Raw genomic sequence first — 14169 nt, 5'->3', positions numbered from 1 at the left:
GCCATGGAACAGGTCCTGGCAAACCTCCTGGTGTGGCTGACGGCAATCTGGTGGCCTTTCGTGCGCTGCATGGCCATGCTGAGCGCGGCGCCGGTGCTGGGCGAGATGATGGTGCCGGTCACTGTGCGGCTGCTGGTGTCGCTGGTGCTGGCGATCATCCTGCTGCCGGTGACCCAGGGGCAGGCGGTGCAGGGCATCGACCCGATTTCGGTGCAGGGCATTGCGGTGACGCTGGAGCAGGCGGTGATCGGCGGCGCGATCGGGCTGGCATTTCATTTTTCGATGTCGGTGATCGGCGTGCTGGGTTACCTGGTATCGAGCCAGGTCGGCTTTTCGATGGCGGTGATGAATGACCCGCTGAATGGCACTTCGTCGGACGTGGTGTCGGCGCTGCTGTCCATGCTGGCCATCGTCGTTTTCTTTTCGATAGACGGCCACCTGGTGCTGGCCGGCGTGATCGGGCAAAGCTTCAAGGCCTGGCCGCTGGGCGGCGGTTATTCGGCGCTGCTGTTGCAGGCGGTGGCGTGGAATGTGGCATGGATCTTCTCGGCCGCCATGCTGCTGGCGATACCGGTGGTGTTTTCCGCGCTGGTGGTGCAGCTTGGTTTCGGTTTCCTGAACCGCGTGGCGCCGACGCTGAACCTCTTTGCGCTGGGCTTTTCGGTGATCACCGTTTTCGGCCTGCTGATGCTGGGCCAGGTGGTGCGCTTCATTCCGCAGCATTACATCCGCATGTCGAGCCGTGTGCTCGACATGATCCAGCAACAGATGGTGCCTCATGGCTGACGATAGCGGCGGCGACAAGTCAGAGAAGGCTTCAGCGCAGAAGCTGAAGAAATCCCGCCAGGAAGGCCAGGTGGTGCGTTCGCGCGACCTGGCGACGGCCATCGGCATCCTGGTGTCGCTCAAGCTGTTCGTGTACATGCTGCCGGACTACCTGCTGGATTTCCGCGAGATCTTCCACCAGGCGTTTGCGCCGCTGGAAGGCGAGGGCGCCCTGGAGAACGTCATGAGCACGGTCTGGCTCAGTTCCGCGCTGCTGCTGGTGAAGATGGTGTTGCCCTTGTTCGTGGTGCCGTTGTTTGTCGTGCTGGGCGCCATGGTGCCGGGCGGCTGGGTGATGAGCGCCAAGAACCTGCAGCCGAAGTTCGAGCGCTTCAACCCGGTGACCAACCTGGGGCGGCTGTTCTCGAAGAAGCATGGCTTTGAACTGCTGGTATCGATCGGCAAGGCAGCGGTGCTGGGCTGGGTGCTGGTGCACATCGGCACCAGTACGGTCAACGAGTACACGCGCCTGCAAGGGCTGGGACTGAATGAAGCCATGATTTCGGGCGCCAACCAGATGCTGAATGGCGTGATGGCCATGGTGGCCGTGTTCATCATCTTCGCCATCATCGACGTGCCGGCGCAGGCTTACTTCTTCGCCGAACAGCAAAAGATGTCCAAGCAGGAGCTGAAGGAAGAATACAAGTCGCAGGAAGGCCGTCCCGAAGTGCGCCAGCGCATCCGGCAACTGCAGCGAGCGATGGCCGAACGGGCTGCGCGCAAGATCGTGCCGGGCGCCGACGTGGTGATCGTCAATCCGGAGCACTATGCGGTGGCGCTGAAATACGACGAGAAGCGCGCCGAGGCGCCGTTCGTGCTGGCCAAGGGCGTCGACGAAATGGCGCTGTACATCAAGCGGCTGGCGCAGGAGAACGGCATCGATGTGCTCTCCCTGCCGCCCTTGGCGCGCGCAATTTACAATACCAGCCAGGTCAACCAGCAGATTCCCGTGCAGTTGTACCAGGCTGTTTCCATGGTCCTGCATTATGTGCTGCAGCTGAAGGCGTTCCGTGAAGGGCGCCGTCCATCGCAGCCCAATCCGCTGGAAGCGGCGCAGGTACCGGTTCCAACTTCCATGAGTGAGGCAGCAACCATATGAATTTCCTGAAGGGCTTGTTCGCAGAAGCGGGACGCCACAAACTCGCCACGCCGGTATTCCTGCTGGCGATCCTGGCGATGATCATCCTGCCATTGCCGCCTATCCTGCTGGACGTCCTGTTCACTTTCAATATCGTGCTGGCCCTGATCGTGATCCTGGTCAGCGTGAACGCCAAGCGGCCGCTGGACTTCTCGGTCTTCCCGACGGTGATCCTGGCTACCACGCTGATGCGGCTGACGCTGAACGTGGCCTCGACCCGCGTGGTGCTGCTGCACGGCCACCAGGGCACGGATGCTGCCGGTAAGGTGATCGAGGCCTTCGGCCAGGTGGTCATTGGCGGCAACTACGTGGTCGGCATGGTGGTGTTCGTGATCCTGATGATCATCAACTTCGCCGTGGTGACCAAAGGCGCCGAGCGAATTTCCGAAGTGTCGGCGCGCTTCACCCTGGATGCCTTGCCGGGCAAGCAGATGGCGATCGACGCCGACCTGAATGCGGGCCTGATCAACCAGGAAAAGGCAGTGCAGCGCCGCAAGGAAGTGGCGACGGAAGCGGACTTCTACGGCGCCATGGACGGCGCCGCCAAATTCGTGCGCGGCGATGCGATTGCATCGATCCTGATCCTGATCATCAATATCGTCGGCGGTGTCGCCATCGGTACCGTGATGCAGGACATGAGTTTCGGCGATGCGTTCAAGCAGTACGCCCTGCTGACCATTGGTGACGGCCTGGTGGCGCAGATTCCGGCGCTGCTGCTGTCGGCTGCGGCGGCGATCATCGTGACCCGCGTGTCCGAGACGGAAGGCGCCGACTTCGAATCCCAGGTGGGCCAGCAGTTGCTGGCATCGCCGAATGTGCTGTTCAGCGCTGCGGCCGTGATGGTGATCCTCGGCCTGGTGCCGGGCATGCCGAAGTTGAGCTTCCTCACCTTTGCCGCGGTGCTGGGTTATGTGGGCTGGCGCCTGTACCAGCGGCAGGGCGCGCCGGTGGTCGACAACATCGCCGCCATCGAGGCAGCGCTGCGCGAAGAGAAAGTGCCGGAGCTTGAATGGCAATCGCTGCCCGTGGTACAGCCGTTGCAGGTTTCGCTGGGCTACAAGCTGGTGGGGATGATCGACAAAGCGCATGGCGAAGTGCTGACCAAGCGCTTGCGCGGCGTGCGCCAAAGCCTGTCGGAAGCGATGGGCATGGTGCTGCCGCAGATTAACGTGCGCGACGACCTGGGGCTGAAGCCGACGCAGTATGCGGTAGTGCTGGGCGGCTCCACGATTGCGGTGGCCGAAGTGTTTGCCGAGCGCCTGATGGCAATCGCGTCGCCCAACGTTTATGGCCAGATCGACGGCATCCCTGGCGTGGAACCGGCTTATGGCATGCCGGTGACCTGGATCGAGGCAAAGGACAAGGCGCATGCACTGGGGCTGGGCTACCAGGTGGTGGAAGCGCCAAGCGCCATCGCGACCCATGTGTCGAAGCTGATTCGCGAGTACCTGCCGGAGCTGTTCCGTCATGAAGACGTGGCGGCATTGATGGATCGCCTGACTGCCTTGTCGCCGAAGCTGGCTGGCTCGCTGGACAAGGCGCTGACGCACACCCAGTTGCTGCGCGTGTTCCGCGTGCTGTTGCAGGAGTCGGTGTCGCTGAAGGATATCGTGCCGATTGCCACGACGCTGCTCGACTCGTCTGAAACTACCAAGGACCCGATCCTGCTGGCAGCCGAAGTGCGTTGCGCGCTGCGGCGCCAGATCGTGTCCGGTCTGTTCGGCCAGAAGACCGAGATGCTGGCCTTTAACCTGGGCGGCGAACTGGAAAACATGCTGCTTGGCTCCCTGAACCAGGCGCGCCAGACCGGCAAGGTGGTGCTGGATAACTATCCGATCGACCCGCACCTGCTGGCGCAATTGCAGGTGAACATGCCGGTGGCGCGCGAGCAGATGAAGCAGCAGGCAACCCCGCCGCTGCTACTCGTGCTGCCGCAGATCCGGCCGCTGCTGGCGCGTTACGCCCGCTTGTTTGCGCCTGGGCTGCACGTTCTGTCGTATAACGAAGTGCCGGAGAATCGCGAAGTTTCGATTATCGGTACGGTGGGCTGAAACCGGCAAACCAGGGTCAGACCCGGAGGGTCAGACCCTGTACGGTCTCCAGGTCCCGGGTTTGGTTGTGCGCCTCTGACTTTCGGCGAAGATCAATACCGCTCAACCCGAACCCGCTGCCCGAAGACCGTACGGGGTCAGACCCTTGGGTCTGACCCCGGTTCACCGGTTTTGCTGGTAGAATCCCAGCGCCTGCAACGTGCAGGCAAATAATTACGTCTTCGGGGCGGGGTGCAATTCCCCACCGGCGGTAAGGACAGCAATGTCCAAGCCCGCGAGCGCCTGCCTGGCTGCATAGGGCAGGGTCAGCAGACCTGGTGCGACTCCAGGGCCGACGGTATAGTCCGGATGAAAGAAGATGTGCGCTGTTGCGCGTGGATGCCTGTCCGCCTTGCGGGCTGGGTAGCTGCGCCTATTCGCTTGCCCTGGAGCGTTTTTCGTTAACTTTTAGCGAGGAGCGTTTCCTATGTTGTCCCCTGAATTGTCCCTTCAAAGCACCGACCTCGAAGCCCGTATCCACGCGGCGCTGGAAGCCATGCGGGCCGGTATCCCTGTCATCCTGCTGGACGACTTCGACCGCGAGAACGAGGCCGACCTGATTGTCGCCACCGATCGCCTGACGGTCGAGACCATGGCCCTGACGATCCGCGAATGCAGCGGCATCGTCTGCCTGTGCCTCACCGCCGAAAAAGTGCGTGAGCTCGAACTGCCACCGATGGCTGCTGAAAACGGCAGCAAGTACGGCACCCCGTTCACGGTCTCGATCGAGGCACGCCACGGCGTGACAACCGGTGTGTCGGCCGCTGACCGTGTCACGACCATCCGTGCCGCCGTGGCGCCTGGCGCACGCCCGGAAGACGTGGTGCGGCCCGGCCACGTCTTCCCGCTGCGCGCCACGCCAGGTGGTGTCCTGATGCGCGCCGGCCACACCGAAGGCTCGGTCGACCTGGCCAGCATGGCTGGCCTGTCGCCATCGGCCGTGCTGTGCGAGCTGATGAATCCGGACGGCACCATGATGCGTGGCGACGCCATCGAGCGGTTCGCACAGTTGCATGGGATGCCGATCCTCACCATCGCCGAATTGATTGAGTGGCGAAAGCGCAGCTGATTTCCGGTCACGGAGCGGTCAATAGGTCGACGCGGCGAACGTCCGGTCCAGGCTCTCGAAGTTTCGCTGGACTATGCAGCCAGGTGACAAGGACAGTCGCTGCCATTGCGCCGAGCAATTGGGCAGCGACATAGCCGGGTACATCTGCAAAGCGTATGCCTGCCACCGTATCCGTCGCGGCCCGGGCCAGGGTAAGCGCAGGGTTGACGAACGAGCTCGATGCGGTGAACCAGTAAGCGGAAGCGATGTAGGCAGCGACGGCAAACGGCGTCAATGACGGTCGGCTACGTGCGCAGCCGCTGGTCACGAAAATCAGGCCGAAGCTTGCCATGAACTCGCTCCACCACAGCGCTGCACCGGTCCTGGAGAGGGTCGCCATGGCAAACAACGGTTCGCCGAACATCGCGTGCGCAGCGGCAATGCCGGCGAACGCGCCGAAAACCTGCGCCGCCGCGTAGGGGAGGGTGTCGCTCCACTCCATGCCGCCTTGCCAGGCTTCCGACAGCGTGACGACCGGATTGAAATGGGCGCCGGAGATCGCGCCGAACGCCATGATCAGCGCCAACAGGCCGGTCGCGCTGGCGACTGAATTGGCGAACAAGGCGATTGCGGCATTGCCGCCAGCCAGGCGGTCGGCCATGATGGCGGAGCCCACCACCACGGCCAGCAACAGTGCCGTGCCAAGGCCTTCTGCGGCAAGGCGTCGCGCGAGCGTCATGCCTGGGCGCGAACGGCATCGACCGCGTCGAGGATCGCTTCACCTGTGGCAGGGGCGCGCAGCGGCGGATTGATGCGGTAGTTGCCGACCGAGGCCACGGCATCGCGAATGGCCAGGAAGACGGAAAACGGCAGCAGCAGCGGCGGTTCGCCGACCGCCTTGGAACGGTGGATGCTGTCGAACGGGTTGCGGTTCTTGAACAGGCGCACGTTGAAGTGATCCGGGCAATCGGACACGCCCGGGATCTTGTAAGTAGACGGTGCGTGCGTCATCAGCTTGCCGTGCTGGTTCCACCACAGTTCTTCGGTTGTCAGCCAACCCATGCCCTGGATGAAGGCGCCTTCCACCTGACCTGTATCGATGGCGGGGTTCAGCGAATTGCCGGCATCGTACAGGCAGTCGGCCTTCAGCAGCTTCCATTCGCCGGTCAGGGTGTCGACGATCACCTCGGACACCGAGGCGCCGTAGGCGTAGTAGCCGAAGGGGTTGCCGCTCATGGTCTCGCGGTCCCAGCTCAGCCCAGGCGTGGCGTAAAAGCCATCGGACCACAGTTGCACGCGGGCCAGGTAGGCTTTCTGCACCAGGTCGGCGAACGGGATCACGGTTTCGCCCGCGAACACGGTGCCGTTGGCGAGGATGATTTCCTCGGCGGCCACGCCGAACGACTTTGCGGCGAAATCCACCAGGCGCCTGCGCAGCGTGTGCGCGGCATCCTGCGCGGCCTTGCCGTTCAGGTCTGCGCCGGTCGAGGCGGCGGTGGCGGAGGTATTGGCGACCTTGCTGGTATCGGTGGCGGAAGCGCGCACGCTGGACAGCGGAATCCCCAGCTCATGCGCCACTACCTGGCATACCTTGGTGTTGATGCCCTGGCCCATTTCGGTGCCGCCGTGGTTCACCAGGACCGAGCCGTCGACGTAGATGTGTACCAGTGCCCCGGCCTGGTTGAAGTGGGTGACGTTGAAGGCGATGCCGAACTTCACCGGAGTCAGCGCCAGGCCTTTCTTCAGCACGGGGCTGGTGGCATTGAACGCATGGATGGCTTCGCGGCGGGCGCGGTAGGCGGTCTCGCTTTCCAGTTGCGCCACCAGTTCGTGGATGACGTTGTCCTTTACCTTCTGGCCGTATTGCGTGATATTGCGGCCTTCCTCGTCGTTGCGGCCGTAGAAGTTCAGCTTGCGCACGTCCAGCGCATCCTTGCCGAGATTGCGGGCGATTTCATCGATGATGTATTCGATGGCGATGGCCCCTTGCGGGCCGCCGAAGCCGCGAAAGGCGGTATTCGACTGTGTGTTGGTCTTGCCTGCCATGGCGCGGATGTCCACGTCCGACAGGTAGTAGGTGTTGTCGAAGTGGCAGATGGCGCGCGTTGCCACTGGTGCGGACAGGTCTGCCGAGAAGCCGGCGCGCGTCACCATCTGCACTTTGGCTGCGGTGATCAGGCCCTGGCTGTCGTAGCCGATTTCGTACTCGTAGTAGAAGCAGTGGCGCTTGCCGGTAACCATCATGTCGTCGTCGCGGTCGGCGCGCAGCTTTACCGGGCGTTTCAATCGCGCGGCGCTGACTGCGGCGCAGGCGGCCCACAGCGCGGACTGGGATTCCTTGCCTCCAAAACCACCCCCCATGCGCCGGCATTCCACCACCACGGCGTGTGACGGATAGTGCAGGGCGTGCGAGACCACGTGCTGCATTTCGGTCGGGTGCTGGGTGGAGCAGTAGACGTGCATGCCGTTGCCTTCCCTGGGAATGGCATAGGAGATCTGGCCTTCCAGGTAAAACTGCTCCTGGCCGCCGACGTGCAGTTTGCCTTTGAGGATGTTCGGGGAGCGCTCGAATGCTGCCTGCGCTTCGCCCCGTGTCAGGCGCATTGGCGGCACCACGAACGATTCTGCGTCGCGCGCGGCTTCCGGCGTCAGGATGGCTGGCAGTTCTTCGTACTGGATATCGGCCTTGCGGGCGGCGCGGCGCGCATTGTCGTGGGTGTCGGCTACCACGATGAAGATCGGCTGGCCGACGTATTCCACCTTTTCTTCGGCGAGGATCGGGTCGTCGTGGATGATCGGGCCGCAATCATTGGTACCGGGGATGTCCTTCCAGGTGTACACGGCGGCCACGCCTGGCATGGCTTTCACAGGCTCCAGGTTGAGCGACAGGATGCGTGCGTGTGCCTTGGCGGAGAGGCCCAGCGCAGCGTGCAGCGTGCCTTGCGCTTCGGGGATGTCGTCGGTGTAGACGGCTTCGCCGAGCACGTGCAGGATGGCCGATTCATGCGGATGGCTCTGGCCAACTTCGGACCAGCCCTTGGCGGCGCCGAGCGTCATGAACTGTTCGGACTTGCTGTTCATGCGGCGGCTCCTTCCTTGAATGCGTAAGCGTTAACGTAAGTGCTTGGTATGGCGTCTTCCGGGCGGGTCTCCATCCAGAAGCGGCGCAGCAGGTTTTGTGCAGTGCGCATGCGGTAATTGGCGGAGGCGCGCATGTCCGTCAGCGGCGTGTAGTCGCGTGCCAGGGCGTCCATGCAGGCGCGCAGAGTGGCCTCGTTCCACGGCTGGCCATTGATGGCTGCTTCGGCCTGTGGTGCCCGGCGCGAAGTCGCCGCCATGCCGCCGTAGGCGATGCGGGCATTGCGAACGACGCCGTCTTGAAGTTCGAGCGAGAAGGCGGCGCACACGGCGGAGATATCCTGGTCGTAGCGCTTGGCCAGCTTGTAGGTGCGGAACTGCTGGCCGGTGCGCGGCTGGGGGATGCGCACGGCTTCCACGAATTCGCCGGGCTGCCAGTCCTTCTTCATGTAATCGAGGTAGAAGTCCTGCAGCAGCAGGACGCGCTGGCCTTTGTCGGAACGCAGCACGATCTCGGCGCCGAGCACGATCATCCATGGCGCGGAATCGCCGATCGGCGAACCGTTGGCTACGCTGCCGCCCAGGGTGCCGGTGCTGCGGATCGGCTGCGAGGCGAAGCGCTGCCACAGTTCGTGCAGCGAGTCGTTCGGATAGAGCTCCAGCACGGCTTTGTAGGCGTCGTCCAGCGAAACGGCAGCGCCGATCTCCAGCTTGCCGTCGACGCTGGCGATACGGTGCAGTTCCTGCACCTGGCGCGTGTAGATCACGTCGCCCAGGTTGCGCATCTGCTTGGTGACCCACAGGCCGACGTCGGTCGAGCCGGCAAGGATGGTGGCGGTCGGCTTGGCCGCGCGCAGGGCCGTCATTTCGGCCAGGGTGCGCGGCGCGTGGAACGTCTGGCCGTCGTGGGTGTAGCTGAACATGGTATCTCGTTGCAGGCCTTGCAGGACTGCCTTCAATGCGTCGCGGTCGAAGCCGACCGCCGGCAACTCGCCCATGCGGGCGGCTGCATCAATAATCGGGCGGTAGCCCGTACAGCGGCACAGGTTACCGGACAATGTCTCATCGATCGTTTTGCGGCATGGTGGGGTGGTTTGGCCTTCCTGTTTCAAGTACAGGCTCCAGAGCGACATGGCGAAGCCGGGAGTACAGAAACCGCATTGGGAGCCATGGCATTCCACCAGGGCTTCCTGCACCGGGTGCAGGCCGCCATCTGGCTGTTTCAGGTCTTCCACCGTGAACACTGCCTTGCCGTCCAGGGTTGGCAGGAACTGGATGCACGAATTCACGTTGCGCATTTCCAGTTCGCCATCCACCAGCGAGCCGATCACCACGGTGCAGGCGCCGCAGTCGCCTTCGGCGCAGCCCTCCTTGGTGCCGATGCAATGCAGGTCTTCCCGCAGGTGTTGCAGCACCGTGCGGGTGGGGGCGGCGGAATCGACTTCCTGCACGCGCCCCTGGTAGAAGAAACGAATCGGTTGGGACATCTTTGCTACTCCTTGCTTCAGCCGGGGATGTAAATCATTTTGAACAGGAACACGCCTGCAACACACCAGATCATTGCGCTGACTTCCTTGTATTTACCGGTCAGCAGTTTCAGGCCGGCGTAGCTGATGAAGCCCAGCGCCAGGCCATTGGCGATCGAATAGGTGAAGGGCATGACCAGTGCGGTGACCACTGCCGGAACGCTTTCGGTGGTTTCGGCCCAATTCACTTCCGCCAGTTCGCGCAGCATCAGGCAGGCGACGAAGAACAGGGCGGGTGCGGTGGCGTAGGCGGGGACCACGCCGGCCAATGGCGCGATGAACAGCGCCGCCAGGAACAGGCAGGCGATGGTGACGGCGGTGAGGCCGGTGCGGCCGCCCGCCTGCACGCCAGCGGCGCTTTCGATGAAGGCGGTGGTGCTGGAAGTGCCCATCACGGAACCGGCGATGATGGCGCCGGAGTCGGCCAGCAGCGCCTTGTTCATGTTCTTTGGCAGCTTGCCGTCTTTCATCAGGCCGGCGCGCTGGGCGACGCCCATCAGGGTGCCGGTGGCGTCGAACAGTTCAACCAGGAAGAACACCATCACGACGGTGAACAGGCCGTGCGACACCGCGCCGACGATGTCCAGCTTCATGGCCGTCGGCTCGATCGATGGCGGCAGCGAGACGATGCCGTTGAAGTGGTTGCCGCCGAAGAAGAAGCTCAGGGCCGTCACGGTCATGATGCCGATCAGCAGGGCGCCGGTGACGCGCAGGCGGTCCAGGGCAACGATCACCAGGAAGCCGATAATTGCCAGTACCGGTGCAGGTTTGTGCAGGTCACCCATGGTGACGAAGGTAGCGGGGCTGGAAACCACGATGCCGGCGTTCTTCAGCGAGATCAGCGCCAGGAACAGGCCCACGCCGGCCGGGATGGCGATGCGCAGCGACGGCGGAATGGCGTTCATGATCTTCTCGCGAATGCGCAGCAGGCTGACGATCATGAAGCAGCAGCCGGAAATGAACACGGCGCCCAGTGCGGCTTGCCACGGGAAGCCCATGCCTTGCACTACGCCGTAAGCGAAATAGGCGTTCAGGCCCATGCCAGGCGCCAGGCCGATAGGGAAGTTGGCATACAGGCCCATGATCAGGGTGCCGACGGCGGCCGCGACACAGGTGGCCACGAAGACCGAGTCCTTGGGCATGCCGGCATCGCCGAGGATCGATGGGTTGACGAAGATGATGTACGCCATCGTCAGGAAGGTTGTAATGCCAGCCAGCACCTCGGTGCGCACGTTGGTGCCGTGCCCGCCGAGCTTGAAATAGTTGTCCAGGAATTGCATTTGGGTTGTCTCCGTTTAGTTTTTAGCGCCCGAAATCCCGCCTCTCCGGGCGGGCAAATATGGCGGCCCTGCGCTGCTTGTTTTAACAATATCGTTGAAGGTCTCCTTTTCGGCTTCTATGCCGGGGCATATTGGCTATCTCGAATTAGCTATAGTTGCGCAAAAAGCTCAGCAGGATGCGGGCCGACAGGTCTGCGTCATCGTCCGTCATGGTCTCCAGCGGGTTGTGGCTGATGCCGCCGTTGCCGCAGCGCGTGAACAGCATGGCGACGTCGGTGACGCGCGACATCAGCATGGCGTCGTGGCCGGCGCCGGAGGCGAGGTGGAAGGCAGGGATGCCGTGGCGCTCCACTGCGGCTGCCAACTGCTCCATCAGGCGCGGCGCGCAGGGGGCGCAATCGGCGGCAACGGTTTGTTCAATTTGCCAGGTGATGTGGCGCCTTTCGCACACTTTTTCGATGTGGGCGAGGATGTCGTCCACGGCAGCATCACGCGCTGCATTGTTGGCTGCGCGGATGTCGAGCGACAGGGTACAGGCACCCGGGATGACGTTGGTGGAACCGTTCGGCACCTGCAGCTGGCCGACGGTGCCCACCAGGGCAGAATCCTGGTCCTGTGCGCAGCGCTGTTCCACGTACAGGATGATTTCGGCGGCGGCGGCGGCGGCATCCTTGCGCATCGGCATGGGGGTGGTGCCGGCGTGGCTGGCGACGCCTTTCAGCTCCACCAGGTAGCGCTTGCTGCCGGCGATGGAGGTCACCACGCCGACCGGCAGGCCGCGCTCCAGCAATACCGGGCCTTGTTCGATATGGACTTCGACGAAGCCAAGCAGGTCGGATGGATCGCGGGCGATGTCGGCAATCGCGTTGACGTCATGATCGGCGTCGGTCAGCACGTCGCGCAGCAACTGCCCATCGCGGTCGCGCAAGTCCAGCAGTTTCGGATCGAACTGGCCGATGACGGCGCTGCTGCCGAGGAAGGTGCTCTTGAAGCGCACCCCTTCTTCTTCGGCGAAGCCGATCACCTCGAGGTGGAAGGGCAGGGTTTCGCCGGTTTCATGCAGGTGCTTGACGACGGCGATGGCGGTCAGGATGCCCTGGCGGCCGTCGTACTTGCCGCCGTTGCGCACCGTGTCGTAGTGCGAGCCAGTGAGAAGGGTGCGTGCCTGCGGATCGGTGGACAGGTAGCGGCCCACTACGTTGCCGACCGCGTCAATGTGGGCGTGCATGCCGGCCTCGCGCATCCACTTGGCCAGCTGGTTGGCGGTGCGGCGGTGCACAGGCGTCATGTAGGTGCAGGTGAGGCCTTGCTCGTCCTCGCTGATCGCGCCGATCTCTTCGGCCCATTCCATGATGTCGCGGCCCATGTGCGGCACATAGGACAGCAGGGCGTTCAGGCGCATCTCTGCAATGCGGTGGATCTGGCGCAGCGCCTCGCGCTGTTCGTCGTCGGCCTGGTTGCGCAGCCGGCGGCGAAAGGCGGCAATGATGGCCTGGCGCGACAGGCCTTTGCCGTCGCCGCCCTTGACCGCCAGGATGAAGGGGAAGCCGAATTTGCTGTTGTAGGCGGCGTTCAGCTCCTGCAGCGCGGCGAATTCTTCCTTGGTGCAGAGGTTGAGGCCCGCCTTGGCCTGCTCACCGGTGGATTCAGGCGTCAATTCGCCGGCCACGGCGGCTTTGCCGGCAAGCTCCGGGTGGGCGCGGATCAGGCCCAATTGCTCGTCGTCGCTGGCATCCGTGACGACCGTTTGCAGGCCCAGTTTCAGCTCGTCGACGGTGCGGAACGGGCGCTGCGCGGCGGCGCGCTGTGGAATCCATGGGGAATGCTCATACAGGCCGTGCAGGATCTCGGTAAAAGTCTCTGCGTCGCAGGTATTCAGTCGCTTCAGGCTCGTCATCGTGCTTCGGGCCGCCGCCTGGCGACGGCCCGCTCCAAGTAAGGTGTTCTGGGGAATGGCGAATTGATAATAGAGGCCCGGCGGGCGGGAGTTATAACGCTGGGCCGATATCAGCTATCTGGGGCGGTTTTATTTCACCAGCAGGCGGGCGGCTGCGCTGACCTGTGCGCGCAGCCACTTGTGCTCGGTGGCGTGGTGGGCACGCTCGTGCCATAGCTGGTAGAAGCTCAGCGGCGGGAAATCCAGCGGTACCTTGTATGACTTCAGGCCGAGCAGGTTTTCGTAGAAATTGGCGAATTGTTTGCCACTCGTCAAAACCAAATCTGTTTGCTGCACGATGTAGGGCAGCATGCGGAAGTGTGCCGATTCCACAACAATATTGCGCTCCATATCGCGCTCTTCGAGGAAGGAATCGATGTTGCCGTGGTAGCCGGGCAGTATTTGCGCTGGGGCAACGTGGGGCAGGGTGAGGTACTCCTCGGGCGTCATGCCGTCTTTCGGCGTGCGGCGGGCGTAGGCGCTGTTGGCGCGCATCAGGCACACGATCGGGTCGTCGAACAGCTTGGAGATGTGCAGGTGCTGGGGCGGCTCGTCCCAGTTGCCGACCACCAGGTCCAGGTCGCCATCCGACAGCAGGCGCACGTAATCGATGTCCGGTCCCAGCGAGTGGATCACCAGGCGGCTGCGCGGCGATTCGCGGCGCAGGCGGGCGATCACCTCGGTGAAGAACTGGGTGTTCATGTAGTCCGGCGCGGCGATATGGAAGGTGCGCGCCTCGTCCTGCGGCACAAACGCAGCCTTGGGGCTGAACAGGCTTTCGGTTTCGTCGAGGATGCGCTTGGCGGTCTTCAACAGGCTCTCGCCGTGTTGCGTCGGCACCATGCCGCGCCCGCCGCGCACCAGCAGCGGGTCGCCGGTCAGGTCGCGCAATTTGCGCAGCGAGCCGGAAATGGAGGGCTGCGGCTGGTTCAGTTTAAGCGCCACCCGCGATACGTTTTTCTCCACCAGCAGCAGGTACAGAATACGGATCAGGTGGATGTCTAAGTGTTCTGGCAATCTGGACATCATGGTCTCCGAATATTGTTTATTAGAATTTATCGATGAGAGGTTCGCACCTTCCGGGGCGCGAAACTATATCTCCAGGACTATGCGAGTTATATAGGAAATGGAAGGTCTCCCGCGCCCGCAACCGATATCGTTTCATCCACGCAGGTCGTAGCGGCGGCGGTATAACGACCGTTTGGTTCACCTGAAGTGCCCGCCAGAGGCAGGTGAACGGACTGAATG

At 63.1% G+C, this 14169-nt stretch carries 10 protein-coding genes and 1 riboswitch; of the genes, 4 read left to right on the top strand and 6 right to left on the bottom strand.

What is annotated here, in order from left to right; translation table 11 throughout:
• Positions 1-3 precede the first annotated feature (3 nt).
• The 4 genes from ACN9M3_RS18895 (at position 4) to ribB (ending at position 5122) form a co-directional block, all read left to right on the top strand.
• Positions 4-786: a flagellar biosynthetic protein FliR gene (locus ACN9M3_RS18895; RefSeq protein ID WP_426162041.1), complete on the top strand. Its 783-nt coding sequence runs from the start codon at positions 4-6 to the stop codon at positions 784-786.
• Positions 779-1924 (top strand): flagellar type III secretion system protein FlhB, encoded by a 1146-nt coding sequence (gene flhB, locus ACN9M3_RS18890; protein WP_426162039.1) that lies wholly within the window; start codon positions 779-781, stop codon positions 1922-1924. Before ACN9M3_RS18895 ends, flhB begins: the two co-directional genes overlap by 8 nt.
• Positions 1921-4014: a flagellar biosynthesis protein FlhA gene (locus ACN9M3_RS18885; protein WP_426162038.1), complete on the top strand. Its 2094-nt coding sequence runs from the start codon at positions 1921-1923 to the stop codon at positions 4012-4014. Before flhB ends, ACN9M3_RS18885 begins: the two co-directional genes overlap by 4 nt.
• 213 nt (positions 4015-4227) lie before the next feature.
• Positions 4228-4378, top strand: a riboswitch (FMN riboswitch).
• Between the two features lie 102 nt (positions 4379-4480).
• A complete protein-coding gene (ribB, locus tag ACN9M3_RS18880; protein WP_426318300.1) occupies positions 4481-5122 on the top strand; it encodes a 3,4-dihydroxy-2-butanone-4-phosphate synthase in 642 nt (213 codons plus the stop codon).
• Between the two features lie 7 nt (positions 5123-5129).
• On the opposite strand, the gene ACN9M3_RS18875 is transcribed toward ribB, so the two are convergent.
• The 6 genes from ACN9M3_RS18875 to ACN9M3_RS18850 form a co-directional block, all read right to left on the bottom strand.
• The gene (locus ACN9M3_RS18875; protein ID WP_426318299.1) at positions 5130-5840 is read right to left on the bottom strand and encodes an aquaporin; all 711 of its coding nucleotides are present in this window, start codon (positions 5838-5840) and stop codon (positions 5130-5132) included.
• The gene (gene xdhB / locus ACN9M3_RS18870) at positions 5837-8182 is read right to left on the bottom strand and encodes a xanthine dehydrogenase molybdopterin binding subunit (RefSeq protein WP_426318298.1); all 2346 of its coding nucleotides are present in this window, start codon (positions 8180-8182) and stop codon (positions 5837-5839) included. Before xdhB ends, ACN9M3_RS18875 begins: the two co-directional genes overlap by 4 nt.
• A complete protein-coding gene (gene xdhA, locus ACN9M3_RS18865; RefSeq protein ID WP_426162032.1) occupies positions 8179-9666 on the bottom strand; it encodes a xanthine dehydrogenase small subunit in 1488 nt (495 codons plus the stop codon). Before xdhA ends, xdhB begins: the two co-directional genes overlap by 4 nt.
• 17 nt (positions 9667-9683) lie before the next feature.
• Positions 9684-10985, bottom strand: coding sequence for an NCS2 family permease (locus ACN9M3_RS18860; protein ID WP_426318297.1), 1302 nt, complete (start codon positions 10983-10985; stop codon positions 9684-9686).
• A 145-nt stretch (positions 10986-11130) separates the two neighbouring features.
• Complete coding sequence (locus ACN9M3_RS18855; RefSeq protein ID WP_426318296.1) at positions 11131-12882, bottom strand: allantoate amidohydrolase; 1752 nt, start codon at positions 12880-12882, stop codon at positions 11131-11133.
• Positions 12883-13011: 129 nt separating this feature from the next.
• Entirely contained in the window at positions 13012-13947 is a 936-nt protein-coding gene (locus ACN9M3_RS18850) for a LysR family transcriptional regulator (protein ID WP_426323791.1), read from the bottom strand.
• Positions 13948-14169: the final 222 nt, after the last annotated feature.

Source organism: Pseudoduganella sp. R-43 (genome assembly GCF_049913255.1).
Classification (GTDB): domain Bacteria; phylum Pseudomonadota; class Gammaproteobacteria; order Burkholderiales; family Burkholderiaceae_D; genus Rugamonas.
The sequence above is the reverse complement of the archived record's forward strand: the minus strand, read 5'-3'. Positions and strand labels throughout refer to the sequence as shown.